The organism is Phenylobacterium sp. Root1290 (assembly GCF_001425305.1).
GTDB lineage: Bacteria > Pseudomonadota > Alphaproteobacteria > Caulobacterales > Caulobacteraceae > Phenylobacterium.
In genome coordinates this window covers 908357-922692 of record NZ_LMEE01000002.1, presented here as the reverse complement: position 1 = coordinate 922692, position 14336 = coordinate 908357, and the positions used below count along the sequence as shown (strand labels likewise).

The window sequence follows — 14336 nt, the reverse complement described above, 5'->3', positions numbered from 1 at the left end:
GGAAGAAAAGCCGCATCGCGTGCGCCTGATCGCGTTCCCATCGCGCGGCGTCTTTTTGGGGGCGCTATGGGCGTGCCTGACGGACGCCGCATTGGTTCTGGCGGCCCTGGTGTGCTGGGCCGACGCCGCCGCGCCGCCGCAGGACCTGCCTTGGAAGCCGCTGCGGCTGTCTGAGCCGCCAGGACTGGCCACGCGCTACCAGCTTGAGCGCGCCGTGGCCGATCCCGCTCGCTGCCGCGCGGCCCTGCGCGCCGGCGGCGTCGGCTTCAGCGAAAGCCCGCCCCGCCGGGAGTCCGGGTGTTCGCAGCTCGACGCCGTGCGGCTGCGCAGCGGGACGACGCCGCTCGCGCCGGCCGCCCCCGTGATGACCTGCCGTCAGGCCCTGACCTATGCGGCCTGGGACCGATACGGCCTGCAGCCGGCGGCTCGCGAGTTGCTGGGCGAGCCGATCGCAAGCGTCGACCACATGGGGACCTATGCCTGCCGCAACATGTACGGCCGTTCGGACGGACCGCGCAGCCAGCACGCCTTCGCCAACGCCCTCGATGTCGGCGGCTTCACCACGGCGGAAGGGCGCAAGCTGCGCGTCCTGGGCCAGTTCGACGGCGACGACCGGAAGGGCGCCTTCCTGCGCCGCGCCCGTGACGAGGCGTGTCGCTGGTTCCATGTGACCCTCAGCCCCGACTACAACGCCGCTCACCGCGATCACCTGCACCTGGACACCGGGCCGTACCTGCGCTGCCGCTAGCCGCGCGCGGCCCGCACGAAGAACACCGCCGTCATCACGACCGACAGGGCGATGGTCGCGGCGCGGACCATCCTCGGATCCAGCCGCTTTCCCAGGTGCGCGCCCAGGTATCCGCCCACGATCGCGCCGGCGCCGACGATCAAGGTCTCCGGCCACCGCACCGCCCCGGCGATCACGAAGCAGAGCACGGCGATGGAGTTGGCGGCGCTGACCATCAGCGTGCGCGGCGGGTTGAGCTGCTTCAGATCCACCCCGGCCAACAGGCTCCAGGCGGCCATCATCATCAGGCCCACCGCGCCGCCGAAATAGCCGCCATAGACGCCTAGCCCGAACTGCAGGGCCAGAATTGGTCCGGCGCCCAGCCGGGCGTGCTTCTGCAGCCAGGGTGCGATCGTCGGGCCGAAGGCCAGCGCCAGGGTCGCGGTCAGCAACAGCCACGGCAGGACGACGTCGAAGGTCGAGGATGGCGTCCACAGCAGCAGCAGACTGCCCGCCAGCCCGCCGACCAGGGTGACGATCAGCATCGGCCGGATCGGCACGCCGCAGACCTCGGTGAGGCCCTGGCGGTAGACCCAGGCGCTGGCCAGGCCGCCGGGATAGAGCGCCACCGTGCTGGAGGCGTTCGCCGCGACCGAAGGCACGCCCGCTGCGATCAGGGCCGGCAAGGTCACGAAGGAGCCGCCGCCGGCCAGGGCGTTCATGGCGCCCGCCAGCAGTCCCGCGCCCAGCAACAGGAATTCGCTACCCATGCCGTCAGGCTGGCGCGCCCCGTGTGGGCGCGCAATGCGCCTTCGCCGTGGTCAGCCTTCGCGATCGGCGAAGGCTAGAGCGACTTGAGCCAGGGCAGCAGGCGAGCATTCACCTCCTGCGGGCGCTCCTGCTGGGTCCAGTGACCGCAGCCGGGCAGGACGTCGGCCCCGCGCAGGTTCGGCATCTCCGCGCCCATGATCGCCATCAGGTCGCCCTTGCCCAGCATCGACAGCACCAAGTCGCGCTCGCCGCCGACGAACAGCGACGGCTGCTCGATCTTGCGGCCCTCGAACCGGCTCAGATACTCGAAGTCGCGCTGATGATTGCGGTAGCGGTTGATCGGGCCCCGGAACCCGGACCGCTCGAACTCGCCGACATAGTAGTCGAGGTCGGCGTCGTTCAGCCATGCGGGGAAGGGATCGGGATTCACGAGTCCCTCGAGCAGGGTCTGGCCGTGGGTCTTGTCATTCGGCCAGGTCCCGTCGGGCGCATCGCCGCTGATCGCGTAGTAGAACTTGCGCAAGCCGTCGCGGACGTTCGCCTCGAGCTCGGCCTCCGCCGGCCCGACGTTCTGGAACCAGGCCTGGTAGAAGAACTTGCCGCGGCTGGTGAACACACTTTCGATCATGTCGCTGAACGGACGCTTGGGCACGCCGGTGTAGGGCACCGACAGCCCCGCGACCGCCCGCACGCGATCGGGCCGGACCAGGGCGGTGTTCCAGACGATCGGCGCGCCCCAGTCGTGGCCGATCAGCACGGCGGGCGCATCGGGGCTGAGCGCCTCGACCACTCCGGCGACGTCGGCGACCATGTGCTCCATGTCATAGGCCTCGATGGGCTCGGGCCGCGAGGAGCCGCCATAGCCGCGCACATCGATGGCGCAGGCGGTGAAGCCGGCCTCCGCGATCGGCCCCATCTGGTGGCGCCAGCTGTACCAGCTCTCAGGAAAGCCATGGACCATGACCACCAGCGGACCGGCGCCTTGGACTGCGGCGCGGAGGGTGACCTCCGCCAGCGCTATCTCACGAAATTCCGGCATGTCGGCTTCTCCCCGAACCGCTTGACCCAACGTCGCCCGGCGCCGCAAATGGCGACGATAAAATCAAACACGTGTTTGGAGGGAACGCCATGGGCGAACTGTTCGACCTGACCGGTAAGGTCGCTGTCATCACCGGATCCTCGCGCGGGATCGGCAAGGCGATCGCCGAGCGAATGGCCGAGCATGGCGCCAAGGTGACGATCTCGTCGCGCAAGGCCGGCCCGTGCGAGGAAGTCGCCGCCGAGATCAACGCCAAGCATCCGGGCGCGGCCATCGCCGTGCCGGCCAACATCTCCTCCAAGGAAGACCTTCAGCGCCTGGTCGACGAGACCCGCAAGGCGTTCGGCAAGATCGACATCCTGGTCTGCAACGCGGCCTCCAATCCCTACTACGGACCGATGAGCGGCATCGCCGACGACCAGTTCCGCAAGATCCTCGAGAACAACGTCATCGCCAACAACTGGCTGATCAACATGGTCGCGCCGGAGATGCGCGAGCGGAAGGACGGCTCGGTCATCATCATCTCGTCGATCGGCGGCCTGCGCGGCACCTCGGTGATCGGCGCCTATGCGATTTCCAAGGCGGCCGACATGCAGCTGGCGCGCAACCTCGCCCAGGAGCTGTCGCCGGACAATATCCGCGTCAACTGCATTGCGCCGGGCCTGGTGAAGACCGATTTCGCCAAGGCGCTCTGGGATACGCCGGAAGGTGAGAAGCGCGCCTCTTCGGGCACGCCGCTGCGCCGTTTGGGCGAGCCGGACGACATCGCCGGCGGCGCCGTGTTCCTGGCCTCGAAGGCCGGCTCGTGGATGACCGGCCAGACCGTCGTCATCGACGGCGGCTCGACGTCCTGATCGAAGGCTGGGCCGGAAGCGCTCGTCGCTTCCGGCCTTGGCGCGCTAGTTGCGCGGATAGAGCTGCGGATGGCCCTGATATTGCGGCGGCATCGGCGGCTGATACTGAGGCGGCGGCGCATACTGCTGGGGCGGAGGAGGCGGCTGCTGCTGCTGGTACTGGGGCTCCGGCCCCTGAGCATAGCCGCCCTGGTCGGAGAAGCCCTGAGGCGGCTGGCCGCCCTCGCAGCACGGCGTGAACGACCGATAGGTCCTGCGGTATTCGTAGAAGGTCACCGGCTGGGCGCCACCCACCGCGTAGCTCGGATGCCCGCCGTACTGCGCGGGGTAGCCCTGGCCGTAGAAGGGGCCGTAGGAGCCCTGCGCGGCGGCCAGCGCGGCGGTGCCGCACGCGGCTGAGCGCGCGCCGGCGTTGCCGCCGAGGATCGAGCCGACGAAGCCGCCAAGCGCCGCGCCCTCGGCGACGACCCCGGCCGCTGCGGCCGCGCCGCCGGCCCAGGCCCCGGCCAGCAGGCCGACAATGCCCCAGCCCAGGCGCCGCTCGGCGGCGGTGCGTGCGCAAGGATCGGCCGGCCCGTAGGCCTGATAGGGGCGCGACGAGAGATACGGGAAGTATTGGGCGTTCGCGACGCTGCCTGCGGTCAGACCCGCGCTCGCGGTGACCAGCGCAAGGCCGACATGCGCAGCTTGTCTCAGGCTTAGGTGCATCGGTCGTTCCTCTCGAGACGGTCTCTCGCAACGATAGGCACAGCCTGCGCGCATCTGGAACCAGAGACAACCTGCGCGCTACTAGGCGCTCATTCTAAGCGAGAACGCCGCGCGAGAGGTCGCGTGCCTTGGCCAGGCGCCGCACGCCCTCGTCCAGGGTCTCGTCGTTCTTGGCCAGGCACAGTCGAAGGATGGTGGTGACGTGGTCCTCCTCGTAGAGGGCCGACACCGGAATGCTCGCCACGCCCGCCTCCTTGACCGCGCGCAGGGCGAAGGCGCGGTCCGACTCCTCGACGCCTGAGGCTGCGAGGTCGATGTTGAGGAAATAGGTGCCCTGGGCGGGCAGGGTGACGAAGCCCTCGCGGGCCAGTCCCTCGGCCAGCCGGTCCCGCGACCGCTGCAGCGCCTTCGGCATGGCCTCGAACCAGTCGCCGCTGTTCTCCAGGCCCCAGGCCACGGCCGCCTGCAGGTTGGGCGCGGTGGTGAAGGTCAGGAACTGGTGGGTGCGCGAGAGCGCGCGCGTCAGCTCGGCCTCGGCGCAGAGGAAGCCGACTTTCCAGCCGGTGAGGCCGAACATCTTGCCCGCCGAGCCGATTTTCACGGTGCGCTCGCGCATTCCCGGAAAGGCGATCAGCGGCAGGTGCTCCACGCCGTCGAAGACGACCTGCTCCCAGACCTCGTCGCAGATGGCGATCGCGTCGTGCGCGACGCAGAACTCGGCCAGCAGAGCCAGGTCTTCGCGCGGCAGCGCCGCTCCGGCGGGGTTGATCGGGTTGTTGAGGACGACGAACCGGGTGCGCGGGCTGAAGGCGGCCTGAAGCATCGCGCGATCGAAGCGCCAGTGCGGCGGGCTGAGCTTGACCAGCCGCGGCACGCCGCCCGCGCGGCGGATCAGCGGCAGGTAGGCGTCGTAGAGCGGCTGGAAAACCACCACTTCGTCGCCGGGCTGGATCAGGCCAAGGAAGGCCGCCGCCAGGGCTTCGGTCGCGCCGGAGGTGATGGTGACCTCGGTCTTCCAGTCGAGGTCCAGGCCTTGCGTGCGCGCATAGTGCGCGGCGACGGCGGCGCGCAACTCGGGCAGGCCGGCCATCGGCGGGTACTGGTTGTAGCCGTTGAGCACCGCGTCGGCGGCGCGCTCGCGGATCGCCAGCGGACCCGGGTCGTCCGGAAACCCCTGGCCGAGATTGATCGCGCCCAGGTCGCGGGCCAGTCCCGACATTTCCTCGAAAATGGTGGTCGGCAGGTTCGCGAAGATCGGATTGGTCATGAGACTGCCTAGCATGCCTGGACGACGGATCGCGAGGCGCCCGGCGATCTCGTCCCGGCGATGCGACCGAGGACCGACTATGCGCGTTGTGACGTCGAGATGGAGCGCCCGCTCTAGCTTGCGGCGCGACGTCTCCGGCGGAGGAGGGGCATGAGCCATGGGCGGAGCGCAGCCGCCAACCGGCTGGAAGCGCTATGTCACCTATGGCGGCGTCTCGCTCCTGCTGGGCCTTACCCAGGGGCTGGGCTTCAACCTGGTCAACAACAACCTTCCCTGGATCCAGGGCTCGCTCGGCGCCTATCCCAGCGAGGCGGCCTGGCTGTCGACGGCCTATACGGCCACCAACGCCACCATCGGCCTGCTGGCGATCAAGTTCCGCTTCCAATACGGGCTGCGGCTGTTCGGCGACATCGGGCTGGGCCTGTTTATCATCGTGGCGATCGCCCACCTGTTCACCGACGACCTGCGCTCGGCCATCGCGGTGCGGGCGGCCTCGGGCATCGCGGCGACGGCGCTGTCGACCATGGCGCTGCTCTACATGATCGCCGCCGTGCCCGAGCACCGGCGGCCGATGGGCATCGCGCTGGGCGTCAGTTGGAGCCAGCTGGCCGCGCCGCTGTCGCGGCTGGTGTCGTCGGAGCTGCTGCAGAACGGCCAGTGGCACGGGCTCTACCTGCTCGAGATCGCGCTGAGCCTTCTGTGCCTGGTCGCCGTCAACCTAGTACGGGTCCCGCCGATGCCGCGGGTGAAGATGTTCCAGGCGCGGGACTTCCTGACCTTCGCGCTGTTCGCGCCGGGAGTGGCGCTGCTGTGCGCGGTGCTGGCCCAGGGACGGTTCGTCTGGTGGTTCGACGCGCCATGGCTCGGCTGGGCGCTGGTGGCCGCGATCATCCTGCTGGCCGCCTCGGTCCTGGTGGAGCTGCACAGGGCGCAGCCGCTGCTGCACATCCGCTGGCTCTCCAGCGCCGACATGGTGCGGCTGGTGGTGATCATCCTGCTGTTCCGCATCGTCCTGTCAGAGCAGGGCGTGGGCGCCTTCGGCTTCCTGCAGGCCATGGGCATGAACAACGACCAGATGCGGGGACTGTCCTGGGTGATGTTCTGGGCCACCCTGGCCGGGGTCGTCACGGTGGCCGCCACGATCAATCCTGCGCGGGTCTCCACGCCGGCTCTGATCGCGCTGCTGCTGATCGCGGCCGGCGCCTGGTGGGACAGCAACGTGACCAACCTCACGCGGCCCCAGCAGATGTACTTCAGCCAGGGCATGATCGCCTTCGCCAGCGCGTTGTTCCTGCCTGCTGCGATGCTGGCCGGGTTCGGCCGCGCGATGCGCCAGGGGCAGGAGTTCATCATCAGCTTCGCGGTGATCTTCGGCGCGGGCCAGAGCATCGGCGCGCTGGCCGGCGCGGCGTTTCTCGGCACGCTGATGACCGTGCGCGAAAAGGCCCACTCGGCCCAGATCGTCGAACGCCTGCTGCTGACAGACCCGCTGGTCGCCGCCCGGGTCCGCCAGTACGCAGGCGCCTATGGCGGCACGCTCAGCGACCCGGCCCTGCGACAGGGCGAGGGCCTGGCGTTGCTGGCGCAGCTGGCGACGCGCGAGGCGACCGTCCTGGCCTATGCGGACGTCTTCCGCGTCATTGCCGTGCTTTCGCTTCTGGTCTTCGTCTATCTCCTGGCCCTGCGCCTGCGCGAGGATGCGCGGGCGCGGCGGGCCGCCGCCCTTACTCCAGCCGAGGCCGCCTGATCTTGAGCGACGCAGCCGTCCCGACCGCAGAACCGCCCGCCAAGCGTCCCTGGTCACGGGCCGCCATTCCCATCGTGTTGGCCGCGATCGGCGGCGTGCTGCTGGTGCTGTTCGCCTGGCGCCTGCCGCCGTTCGACACCGGCGTGCAGAGCACCGACAACGCCTATGTCCGCGGCTATGTCACCGTCATCAGCCCGAAGCTCGACGGCTATGTCGCGGAGGTTCTGGTCAAGGACTTCATGCCGGTAGAGGCCGGCCAGACCCTGGTGGTCATCGACGACCGCAACTATCGTCAGAAGGTGGAGCAGGCGACCGCGGCCCTGGCGGTCGAAAAGGCCAATCTCGCCAACTGGGAACAGCAGCGCCGCCGTGGGCAGGCCAATGTCAGCCTGGTCGGCGCCGAGGCGGCCAGTGCGAGGGCCGCCCTGGCCAAGGCGCAGGCCGACTTCAAGCGCGCCGAGCCGCTGGTTCAGAAGGGCTGGCTTGCGCCGGCGGAGCTCGACCGGCTGCGGCTGGCGGTGCAGCAGGCTCAGGCCTCGGTGGGGCAGGCCCAGGCGCAGGGCCGGGTGGCGGAGGAAGACCTTGCCTCGGTCGGCGTGAACCGTGCGGCGCTGGAGGCGGCCGTCGCTCAATCGGAAGCGTCGCTACGGCTGGCGCAGATCGATCTGTCCAATACGCGCATCCTTGCGCCGGTCGACGGCCAGGTCGGGGAGGTGGGCGTCAAGGTCGGCCAGTACGTGGCGCCCGGGACCCAGCTGATGGGCCTGGTGCCGCAAGCCGTCTGGATCACGGCCAACTTCAAGGAGACCCAGATGAAGGACGTCGCGGTCGGCGAGCCCGTCCGCATCCGCGTCGACGCCCTGCCGGGCACGAAGCTGACCGGCAAGGTGGAGCGGATCGGGCCGGCGGCGGGATCGGAGTTCGCGGTGATCAAGCCCGATAACGCCACAGGCAATTTCACCAAGGTCGTTCAGCGCCTGCCGGTGCGGATCGTCCTGGACGAGGGGCAGGCGGCCACGGCGCGGTTGCGGCCGGGCATGTCGGCGGTGGTAAGCATCGATACGCGCGCCAGGTAGCCCAAGCGGCCCCAGGTCTTCTCAGGCCGCGCTGAGCGCGTCGTTGAGCGTGCGGCGGCTGAGCGGTTTGCCGACGAACCCGATCGGGTTGATGGCTGCCACGGAGCGGCGGAAATCGTCGGTGATGGAGCCCGATACGAACAGCGAGCGGACGCCAAGCTGGTCGTAAAGCTTGCGGGCGAGGGCCCCGCCATCGGCGCCGCGCGCCAGACGGATGTCGACCAGCGCGATGTCCGGCCGGCCGCCTTCGGCCAGCGCCCAGGCTTCTGTGGCGTCGGCCGCCTCGGCGACGACTTCGTGGCCCATGTCTTCCAGGAGACCGACGATGTCGAGCGCGATCAGCGCGTCGTCCTCAACAACCATTATACGCACTGCGCAGTTCAACTCCTGGGGAAGACTACCGCGAAAGACGCGCCGGCCTTCGGCTGTTCAATCTCGAAGCGCCCGCCGAGTTGCCTCGCCAAGGCTTCGATCGCCCGCATCCCGAGGCTCTTGCTCGCCTTCGGCGAAAAGTCCTTGGGCAGACCATCGCCGTCGTCAGCTACGCTCAAACGGTAAAGCTCGCCTTCCGTTCCGAGCGCGACCCTTATTCTGGACGGCCTATCGGCGGGGCAGCCGTATTTCAAGGCGTTGGTGATCAGTTCATTCAGGATCAGCGCCAAGGGCACCGCCTGCTTCACGTCGAGCACGGCGTGCTCGATTTCGGTCTCGAGGTCGACGTCTTCGCGTCCGAGCGAACTGACAAGATCGCGCGCAAGGGCCTCGGTGTAGCGCCCCGCGTCGAAGGCCCCGATGGCGTCGCCGGCCTTGTACATCTGCTCGTGGACGCGGCCCACCGCGATGATCCGGTCGAGGGTCCTGTCCAGCGCGTCGCGCGCGTCGGCATGCTCGACGGATCGCGACTGCAGCCGCACGACGCTGGCGATCTGCTGCAGCGAGTTCTTGACGCGGTGATTGACCTCGTCGAGCAGCAGGGTTCGGTCCGCCAGCAGTTGGCGTAGGCGCTGGGCGATGTCCGCTTCGGTCTCGCGGTCCAGGCTGATGTCGCGCAGGGCCTTGAAGAACAGCAGGGCGAGCAGTGCGGCGAAGATCACCAGCGAGGCGACGATCACAGCCCGTATGATGGTGACCTGCTGCTGCCGCAAGTTCAGGAGGCGCTGTTCCTCCTGCTCAAGTTCGGCGGCGATGGCGCGTACGCTGTCCATCGCCGCGACGCCCTGGCCGCGCAGGATGACCTGAATGGCCGCGCCCGGCGAACCTGTCCGCCGGGCGGCGACCGTCTCGTCGATGATCCTCATGCGCTCGGCCATCAGCTCGCGCAGGCGGATCAGGCGTTCTTGCTGGGAGGGATTTTCGCGGGTCAGCCGATCCAGGGCGACGATGCGCTCGCCGGCTTCGGTGCGCGCGCCTTCGATCTGGCGCGTGAAGCGGGAATCGCCGGTGAGGATGAAGGCCCGCTGGGCCGACTCGGCCTCTGTCAGCGACAGCCGCAGGCCTTCGATCTCGGTCCTCACCTCATGGGCGTGGTTGAGCCAGCCCGCGGCGCGATCGTACCAGATGAACGCGCCGCCGAGGGCGGCGAAGGCGAGGAACAGTGCGGAGACGGTGACAGCGAGCAGGCGGAAAGCACGTTCGCGCGCCGCCTGCCTGCTTTCACTCGGCTGGGGAGCCGCCTCCGTGAACCCCACTACTCCTCCTTGACGCGCCGCTTGCGGAAGGAGGGGTTCAGAACCTGCTTGCGCAGGCGGATCGACTTCGGCGTCACTTCGACCAGTTCGTCTTCCTCGATGTAGGCGATCGCCTGCTCGAGGGTCATGCGGCGCGGCGGGGTGAGGCGCACGGCCTCGTCCTTGCCGGAGGCGCGCACGTTGGTGAGCTGCTTGGCCTTCATCGGGTTGACGTCGAGATCGTCGGCGCGGCTGTTCTCGCCGATGATCATGCCCTGGTAGGTCTTCTCGCCGGCGCCCACGAACATGGTGCCGCGCTCTTCGAGGTTCCACAGCGCATAGGCCGCGGTTTCACCGTCCGAGTTGGAGACCAGCACGCCCTTGCGGCCGGCGTCGATGGCGCCCTTGTAGGCTTCGTAGTGGCTGAACACGCGGTTCAGAACGCCCGAGCCGCGAGTGTCAGTCAGGAACTCGCCCTGATAGCCGATCAGCGAGCGCGAGGGGGACATCAGGCTGATGCGGGTCTTGCCCGCGCCCGACGGGCCCATGTCCTTCAGCTCGGCCTTACGGGCCGACAGCTTCTCGATGACGATGCCGGTGAACTCGTCGTCCACGTCGATCATGACGTCTTCGATCGGCTCCATCCGCTGTCCGGTCTCCGGATCGGTCTGGAACACCACGCGCGGACGGCTGATCGAGACTTCGAAGCCTTCGCGGCGCATGCCTTCGATCAGCACGCCCAGTTGCAGTTCGCCGCGGCCGGCCACTTCGAAGGCGTCCTTTTCGGACGTTTCGGTGACGCGGATGGCGACGTTCGATTCCGCTTCTTTCAGAAGGCGTGCGGCGATGACGCGGCTTTGGACCTTGTCGCCTTCGCGGCCGGCCAGCGGACTGTCGTTGACCGAGACGGTCATCGAAATGGTCGGCGGGTCGATCGGCTGGGCCGGCAGGGCCTCGGTGACGTCCACGGCGCACAGGGTGTCGGCCACGGTGGCCTTCGACAGGCCGGCGATGGCGACGATGTCGCCCGCTTCCGCGCCGCCGTCGATCGGCTGGCGCTTCAGGCCGCGGAAGGCCAGCACCTTGGTGATGCGGCCGCGTTCGATTTCCTTGCCGTCACGCGACAGCGCCTTGATGGCCAGGCCTGGGACGGCCTTGCCCGCTTCGATGCGGCCGGTCAGCAGGCGGCCCAGGAACGGGTCGCTTTCGATCAGCACCGACAGCATCTGGAAGGGCTCATCCTTCCGCGCTTCGGCCTTCGGCGGCGGCACGTGGTCGACGATCATGTCGAACAGCGGGCCGAGATTGTCGTTGGGCTGGGCCAGGTCCAGCGTCGCCCAGCCGTTCTTGCCCGACGCGTAGATGTGCGGGAAGTCCAGCTGCTCGTCGCTCGCGCCCATGGCCGCGAACAGGTCGAAGGCGTCGTTGAGCACGCGGTCGGGATCGGCGTGAGCGCGGTCGACCTTGTTGAGGCAGAGGATCGGCCGCAGGCCCATCTTCAGCGCCTTGCCCAGCACGAACTTGGTCTGGGGCATGACGCCCTCTTCGGCGTCGACCAGGAGGACGCAGCCGTCCACCATGCCGAGGATCCGTTCGACTTCGCCGCCGAAGTCGGCGTGGCCAGGGGTGTCGATGATGTTGATGCGGGTCTCGCCCGCTTTTCCGTTCCAAAGAACGCTGGTGCACTTGGCGAGGATGGTGATCCCGCGTTCGCGCTCCTGGTCGTTGGAGTCCATGGCGCGCTCAACCGTCGCCTCATTGGCTCGGAAAACGCCCGACTGGGCAAGGAGCTGATCCACGAGCGTGGTCTTGCCGTGGTCGACGTGTGCGATGATGGCGATGTTGCGGAGCGACATTGATTTGGCTTTGAGGGCGCCTATTTGGGGAAGCGCGCGCTTTTAGGTGACGAATGACGTTTGCGCCAGCGCCTTCTCGCCGCGGCGCCGAACATTGATATCATGCCATTGTGCGGTGCAGCAAACTGAATGGCCCTGAGGCGCTTTCAAATCTCACTGATTTGTAACGTATTTTTTCGCCGTTTTCAGAAAATGTGATGGGCTCGGCACAAATTCGGTTGTTGTTTTGTGCGTCGCACCGTATATATTCGAACTGTGAGGCGGCGCTGCCGCTTCTGCCCTTCCTGGGCGTTTCCTCCCTAATGAACTGCCGGGCCTTCGGGTCCGGCTTTTTTTTGGCCTGAGCCCTGGGGCTGCGAAACTATCGCCTGGGTCCGACTCCGTATAGGAACGGAGCATGAACCTGGACTCCATCCTGCTCGCCGTCCTCGCCGCCCTGCTGGCGGCCATTCCCGCTCTCGCCTGGGCGCTCATGGAGCGCGGGCGCGCCAACCGGGCCGAGGCGCGCGCCGCCTTGCTGCAGGAGGCCGCCACCCGGCTGCGCGTGATGGAGGAGCAGGAGGCCAAGAACGCCGGCTTCCTCCAGGCCCAGGCCGCCGCGGCCATCGCCGAGCAGGTGATGAAGCGCGCCGACGAGACCTTCCATAATAGAGAGCAGCTGGCCCAGGCGCGCCTCGAGGCGCAGCTCAAGCCGGTCGCCGAGACTCTGGCCAAGTTCCAGGAGCAGGTCGTCGCGGTCGAAAAGACCCGGGCGGAAGAGACCGGCGGCCTAAAGGAGCAGATCAACCAGCTGATGCTGGCGTCCAGCGCCACTCAGGCCGAGGCGCGCAAGCTGTCTGCGGCGCTGCGTCGCGGGGCCGGCGTTCAGGGCCGCTGGGGCGAGCAGACCCTGCGCAACGTGCTGGAGGCCGCCGGCCTGCACAACCGCTACGACTTCGACGAACAGACCTCGACCGACACCGACGAGGGCCGGCGCCGGCCTGATGTGACCGTGCGTCTGCCGGGCGGGGCGGTGTTCGTGATCGACGCCAAGTGCTCGCTGAACGCGTTTCTCGAGGCGCAGGAGGCGACCGACGACGCCAGCCGCGAGGCCGCCTATGTGCGCCACGCCCAGAGCGTGCGCGCCCACATGCAGGGGCTCTCGGCCAAGGCGTACTGGGATCAGTTCAACCAGGGCTCGCCAGACTTCGTCGCCATGTTCATTCCGGGCGACAGCTTCCTGGCCGCGGCGTTGGAGCGCGCGCCGGAGCTGATGAGCGAGGCGATGGATCGCCGCGTCCTCGTTGTCACTCCGACGACGCTCTTCGCGCTCTGCAAGGCGGTCGTCTACGGCTGGCGGGTCGAGGAGCAGGCCGCCAACGCCCAGGAGATCTCAAAGCTGGGCCGCGAGCTCTATAAGCGGATCTCGGTGATGGGCGCGCACGCCGGCTCGGTCGGCAAGGCGCTGGAGGCGGCGGTCTCCCGCTACAATCAGTTCGTCGGGTCGCTTGAGACGCAGGTCCTGACCCAGGCTCGGCGCTTTGAGGACCTGAAGGTCGACCACGAGGGCAAGGAACTGCCCGAACTGGCGCCGGTGGAGACCGGAATCCGGCCGCTGGCCAAGCTCGCCGCCGACCCTGATGCGCCCGAGACGGGGCGCCTCACCGCCTTGACGGCGAAGGGACGCTGACCTACCTGCGTTTTTATGGCTATCCGCGAAATCCTCGTCGTTCCGAATCCGGTCCTCAAGCAGGTCTCGCAGCCCGTCGACAAAGTCGACGATGAGCTGCGCGCGCTGATGGATGACATGCTGGAGACGATGTACGACGCTCCGGGCATCGGCTTGGCCGCGATCCAGATCGGCGTACCCAAGCGCGTGATCGTCATGGACATCTCCGGCCCCGACGACGAGAAGGCGCCGCGCTACTTCGTCAATCCTGAAATCGTCTGGAGCTCCGAGGACACCGCGCCCTACGAGGAAGGCTGCCTGTCGATCCCGGACATCTACGACGAGGTCGAGCGTCCGGCCCGCGTGAAGCTGAAGTACCTGAACTATCAGGGCGAAGAAGTGATCGAGGACGCCGACGGCCTGTTCGCGGTCTGCATCCAGCACGAGATGGACCATCTCGAAGGCGTGCTGTTCATCGACCACCTGTCGCGCCTGAAGCGCGACCGCGCCGTCGCCAAGGTCAAGAAGCAGGCCCGCGCGGCCTAGGCGCGGGCGTTCGCCCCCACCCGAGCGCGCTTCCGAGAGCGATACGTCAGCGCCAACGCGATGCAGCGCGCCACAACTTCTTCGTCGATCGGCTCGGCCGCATCGAACACGAGCGCCCGCTTACCTTCATAGGTCAGGGCGTCGCCGTAGATGTCGCGGAAGCTGGCCAGCAGGTCGGTCTGGCAGTGGACATAGAGCGCATAGCGGTTGCGCGCGCCCTTCAGGGCGTCGATCCGGATCGTGCTGCCGGTAGACGTCAGATAGCTGGGCTGGCCCCAGCGGACGCCCTGTTCGATCTTGCCGACACCCGGCGTTGCGGTCGCTGTCTCAAGGATCAGATGGTGCAGGCGCCGAAGCGCCGATCGCGCCGGCTCTGGGCGGGCGTCCAACAGAGTCTCGATATCGACTGTTTCGCCCATCGCCTTCGGCC

The 14336-nt window shown here is 68.1% G+C and carries 14 protein-coding genes; 6 read left to right on the top strand and 8 right to left on the bottom strand.

Features of this window, described 5'->3' with window-relative positions:
• Window positions 1–19 precede the first annotated feature (19 nt).
• The gene (locus ASC79_RS14015; RefSeq protein WP_156378272.1) at window positions 20–748 is read left to right on the top strand and encodes an extensin family protein; all 729 of its coding nucleotides are present in this window, start codon (window positions 20–22) and stop codon (window positions 746–748) included.
• On the opposite strand, the gene ASC79_RS14010 is transcribed toward ASC79_RS14015, so the two are convergent.
• Together ASC79_RS14010 and ASC79_RS14005 are read right to left on the bottom strand one after the other, a co-directional pair.
• Window positions 745–1497 carry a sulfite exporter TauE/SafE family protein gene (locus ASC79_RS14010; RefSeq protein WP_056017448.1) on the bottom strand — a complete coding sequence of 251 codons (753 nt, stop codon included), beginning with the start codon at window positions 1495–1497 and terminating at the stop codon, window positions 745–747. The genes ASC79_RS14015 and ASC79_RS14010 overlap by 4 nt on opposite strands.
• A 74-nt stretch (window positions 1498–1571) precedes the next feature.
• Window positions 1572–2537 carry an alpha/beta fold hydrolase gene (locus tag ASC79_RS14005; protein WP_056017445.1) on the bottom strand — a complete coding sequence of 322 codons (966 nt, stop codon included), beginning with the start codon at window positions 2535–2537 and terminating at the stop codon, window positions 1572–1574.
• 89 nt (window positions 2538–2626) lie between these two features.
• On the opposite strand from ASC79_RS14005, the gene ASC79_RS14000 reads away from it, so the two are divergent.
• Window positions 2627–3391 (top strand): SDR family oxidoreductase, encoded by a 765-nt coding sequence (locus ASC79_RS14000; protein WP_056017442.1) that lies wholly within the window; start codon window positions 2627–2629, stop codon window positions 3389–3391.
• A 45-nt stretch (window positions 3392–3436) separates the two neighbouring features.
• Here ASC79_RS14000 and ASC79_RS13995 read toward each other — a convergent pair whose 3' ends face one another.
• Complete coding sequence (locus ASC79_RS13995) at window positions 3437–4099, bottom strand: hypothetical protein (RefSeq protein ID WP_056017439.1); 663 nt, start codon at window positions 4097–4099, stop codon at window positions 3437–3439.
• A 94-nt stretch (window positions 4100–4193) separates the two neighbouring features.
• Window positions 4194–5366 (bottom strand): aminotransferase, encoded by a 1173-nt coding sequence (locus tag ASC79_RS13990; RefSeq protein ID WP_056017436.1) that lies wholly within the window; start codon window positions 5364–5366, stop codon window positions 4194–4196.
• 157 nt (window positions 5367–5523) lie between these two features.
• Here ASC79_RS13990 and ASC79_RS21125 point away from each other — a divergent pair, with 157 nt between their 5' ends.
• Both ASC79_RS21125 and ASC79_RS21120 read left to right on the top strand, forming a co-directional pair.
• Complete coding sequence (locus ASC79_RS21125; RefSeq protein ID WP_056017431.1) at window positions 5524–7113, top strand: MFS transporter; 1590 nt, start codon at window positions 5524–5526, stop codon at window positions 7111–7113.
• Between the two features lie 2 nt (window positions 7114–7115).
• The gene (locus ASC79_RS21120) at window positions 7116–8189 is read left to right on the top strand and encodes an HlyD family secretion protein (protein WP_056017428.1); all 1074 of its coding nucleotides are present in this window, start codon (window positions 7116–7118) and stop codon (window positions 8187–8189) included.
• 21 nt (window positions 8190–8210) lie between these two features.
• Here the strand turns inward: ASC79_RS21120 and ASC79_RS13975 are convergent, their stop codons facing one another.
• Genes ASC79_RS13975 through typA form a run of 3 tightly spaced genes read right to left on the bottom strand, consistent with a single transcriptional unit; the run spans window position 8211 to window position 11712 of the window.
• A complete protein-coding gene (locus ASC79_RS13975) occupies window positions 8211–8552 on the bottom strand; it encodes a response regulator (RefSeq protein WP_056017425.1) in 342 nt (113 codons plus the stop codon).
• A gap of 17 nt (window positions 8553–8569) precedes the next feature.
• Window positions 8570–9877 carry a sensor histidine kinase gene (locus tag ASC79_RS13970; RefSeq protein WP_056017422.1) on the bottom strand — a complete coding sequence of 436 codons (1308 nt, stop codon included), beginning with the start codon at window positions 9875–9877 and terminating at the stop codon, window positions 8570–8572.
• Window positions 9877–11712 carry a translational GTPase TypA gene (typA, locus tag ASC79_RS13965; protein WP_056017419.1) on the bottom strand — a complete coding sequence of 612 codons (1836 nt, stop codon included), beginning with the start codon at window positions 11710–11712 and terminating at the stop codon, window positions 9877–9879. Before typA ends, ASC79_RS13970 begins: the two co-directional genes overlap by 1 nt.
• 397 nt (window positions 11713–12109) lie before the next feature.
• On the opposite strand from typA, the gene ASC79_RS13960 reads away from it, so the two are divergent.
• Together ASC79_RS13960 and def are read left to right on the top strand one after the other, a co-directional pair.
• The gene (locus ASC79_RS13960; RefSeq protein WP_056017416.1) at window positions 12110–13381 is read left to right on the top strand and encodes a DNA recombination protein RmuC; all 1272 of its coding nucleotides are present in this window, start codon (window positions 12110–12112) and stop codon (window positions 13379–13381) included.
• A gap of 15 nt (window positions 13382–13396) precedes the next feature.
• Window positions 13397–13906, top strand: coding sequence for a peptide deformylase (def, locus tag ASC79_RS13955; RefSeq protein ID WP_056017413.1), 510 nt, complete (start codon window positions 13397–13399; stop codon window positions 13904–13906).
• Here the strand turns inward: def and ASC79_RS13950 are convergent.
• Window positions 13903–14325 (bottom strand): DUF1801 domain-containing protein, encoded by a 423-nt coding sequence (locus ASC79_RS13950; RefSeq protein ID WP_082532111.1) that lies wholly within the window; start codon window positions 14323–14325, stop codon window positions 13903–13905. The two genes, def and ASC79_RS13950, sit on opposite strands and share 4 nt — an antisense overlap.
• Window positions 14326–14336: the final 11 nt, after the last annotated feature.

Coding starts and splice junctions, on each gene's coding strand:
- ASC79_RS14010 (WP_056017448.1), bottom strand. CDS start 1,497: ATGGGTAGCGAATTCCTGTTGCTGGGCGCGGGACTGCTGGCGGGCGCC.
- ASC79_RS14005 (WP_056017445.1), bottom strand. CDS start 2,537: ATGCCGGAATTTCGTGAGATAGCGCTGGCGGAGGTCACCCTCCGCGCC.
- ASC79_RS14000 (WP_056017442.1), top strand. CDS start 2,627: ATGGGCGAACTGTTCGACCTGACCGGTAAGGTCGCTGTCATCACCGGA.
- ASC79_RS13995 (WP_056017439.1), bottom strand. CDS start 4,099: ATGCACCTAAGCCTGAGACAAGCTGCGCATGTCGGCCTTGCGCTGGTC.
- ASC79_RS13990 (WP_056017436.1), bottom strand. CDS start 5,366: ATGACCAATCCGATCTTCGCGAACCTGCCGACCACCATTTTCGAGGAA.
- ASC79_RS21125 (WP_056017431.1), top strand. CDS start 5,524: ATGGGCGGAGCGCAGCCGCCAACCGGCTGGAAGCGCTATGTCACCTAT.
- ASC79_RS13975 (WP_056017425.1), bottom strand. CDS start 8,552: ATGGTTGTTGAGGACGACGCGCTGATCGCGCTCGACATCGTCGGTCTC.
- typA (WP_056017419.1), bottom strand. CDS start 11,712: ATGTCGCTCCGCAACATCGCCATCATCGCACACGTCGACCACGGCAAG.
- ASC79_RS13960 (WP_056017416.1), top strand. CDS start 12,110: ATGAACCTGGACTCCATCCTGCTCGCCGTCCTCGCCGCCCTGCTGGCG.
- def (WP_056017413.1), top strand. CDS start 13,397: ATGGCTATCCGCGAAATCCTCGTCGTTCCGAATCCGGTCCTCAAGCAG.
- ASC79_RS13950 (WP_082532111.1), bottom strand. CDS start 14,325: ATGGGCGAAACAGTCGATATCGAGACTCTGTTGGACGCCCGCCCAGAG.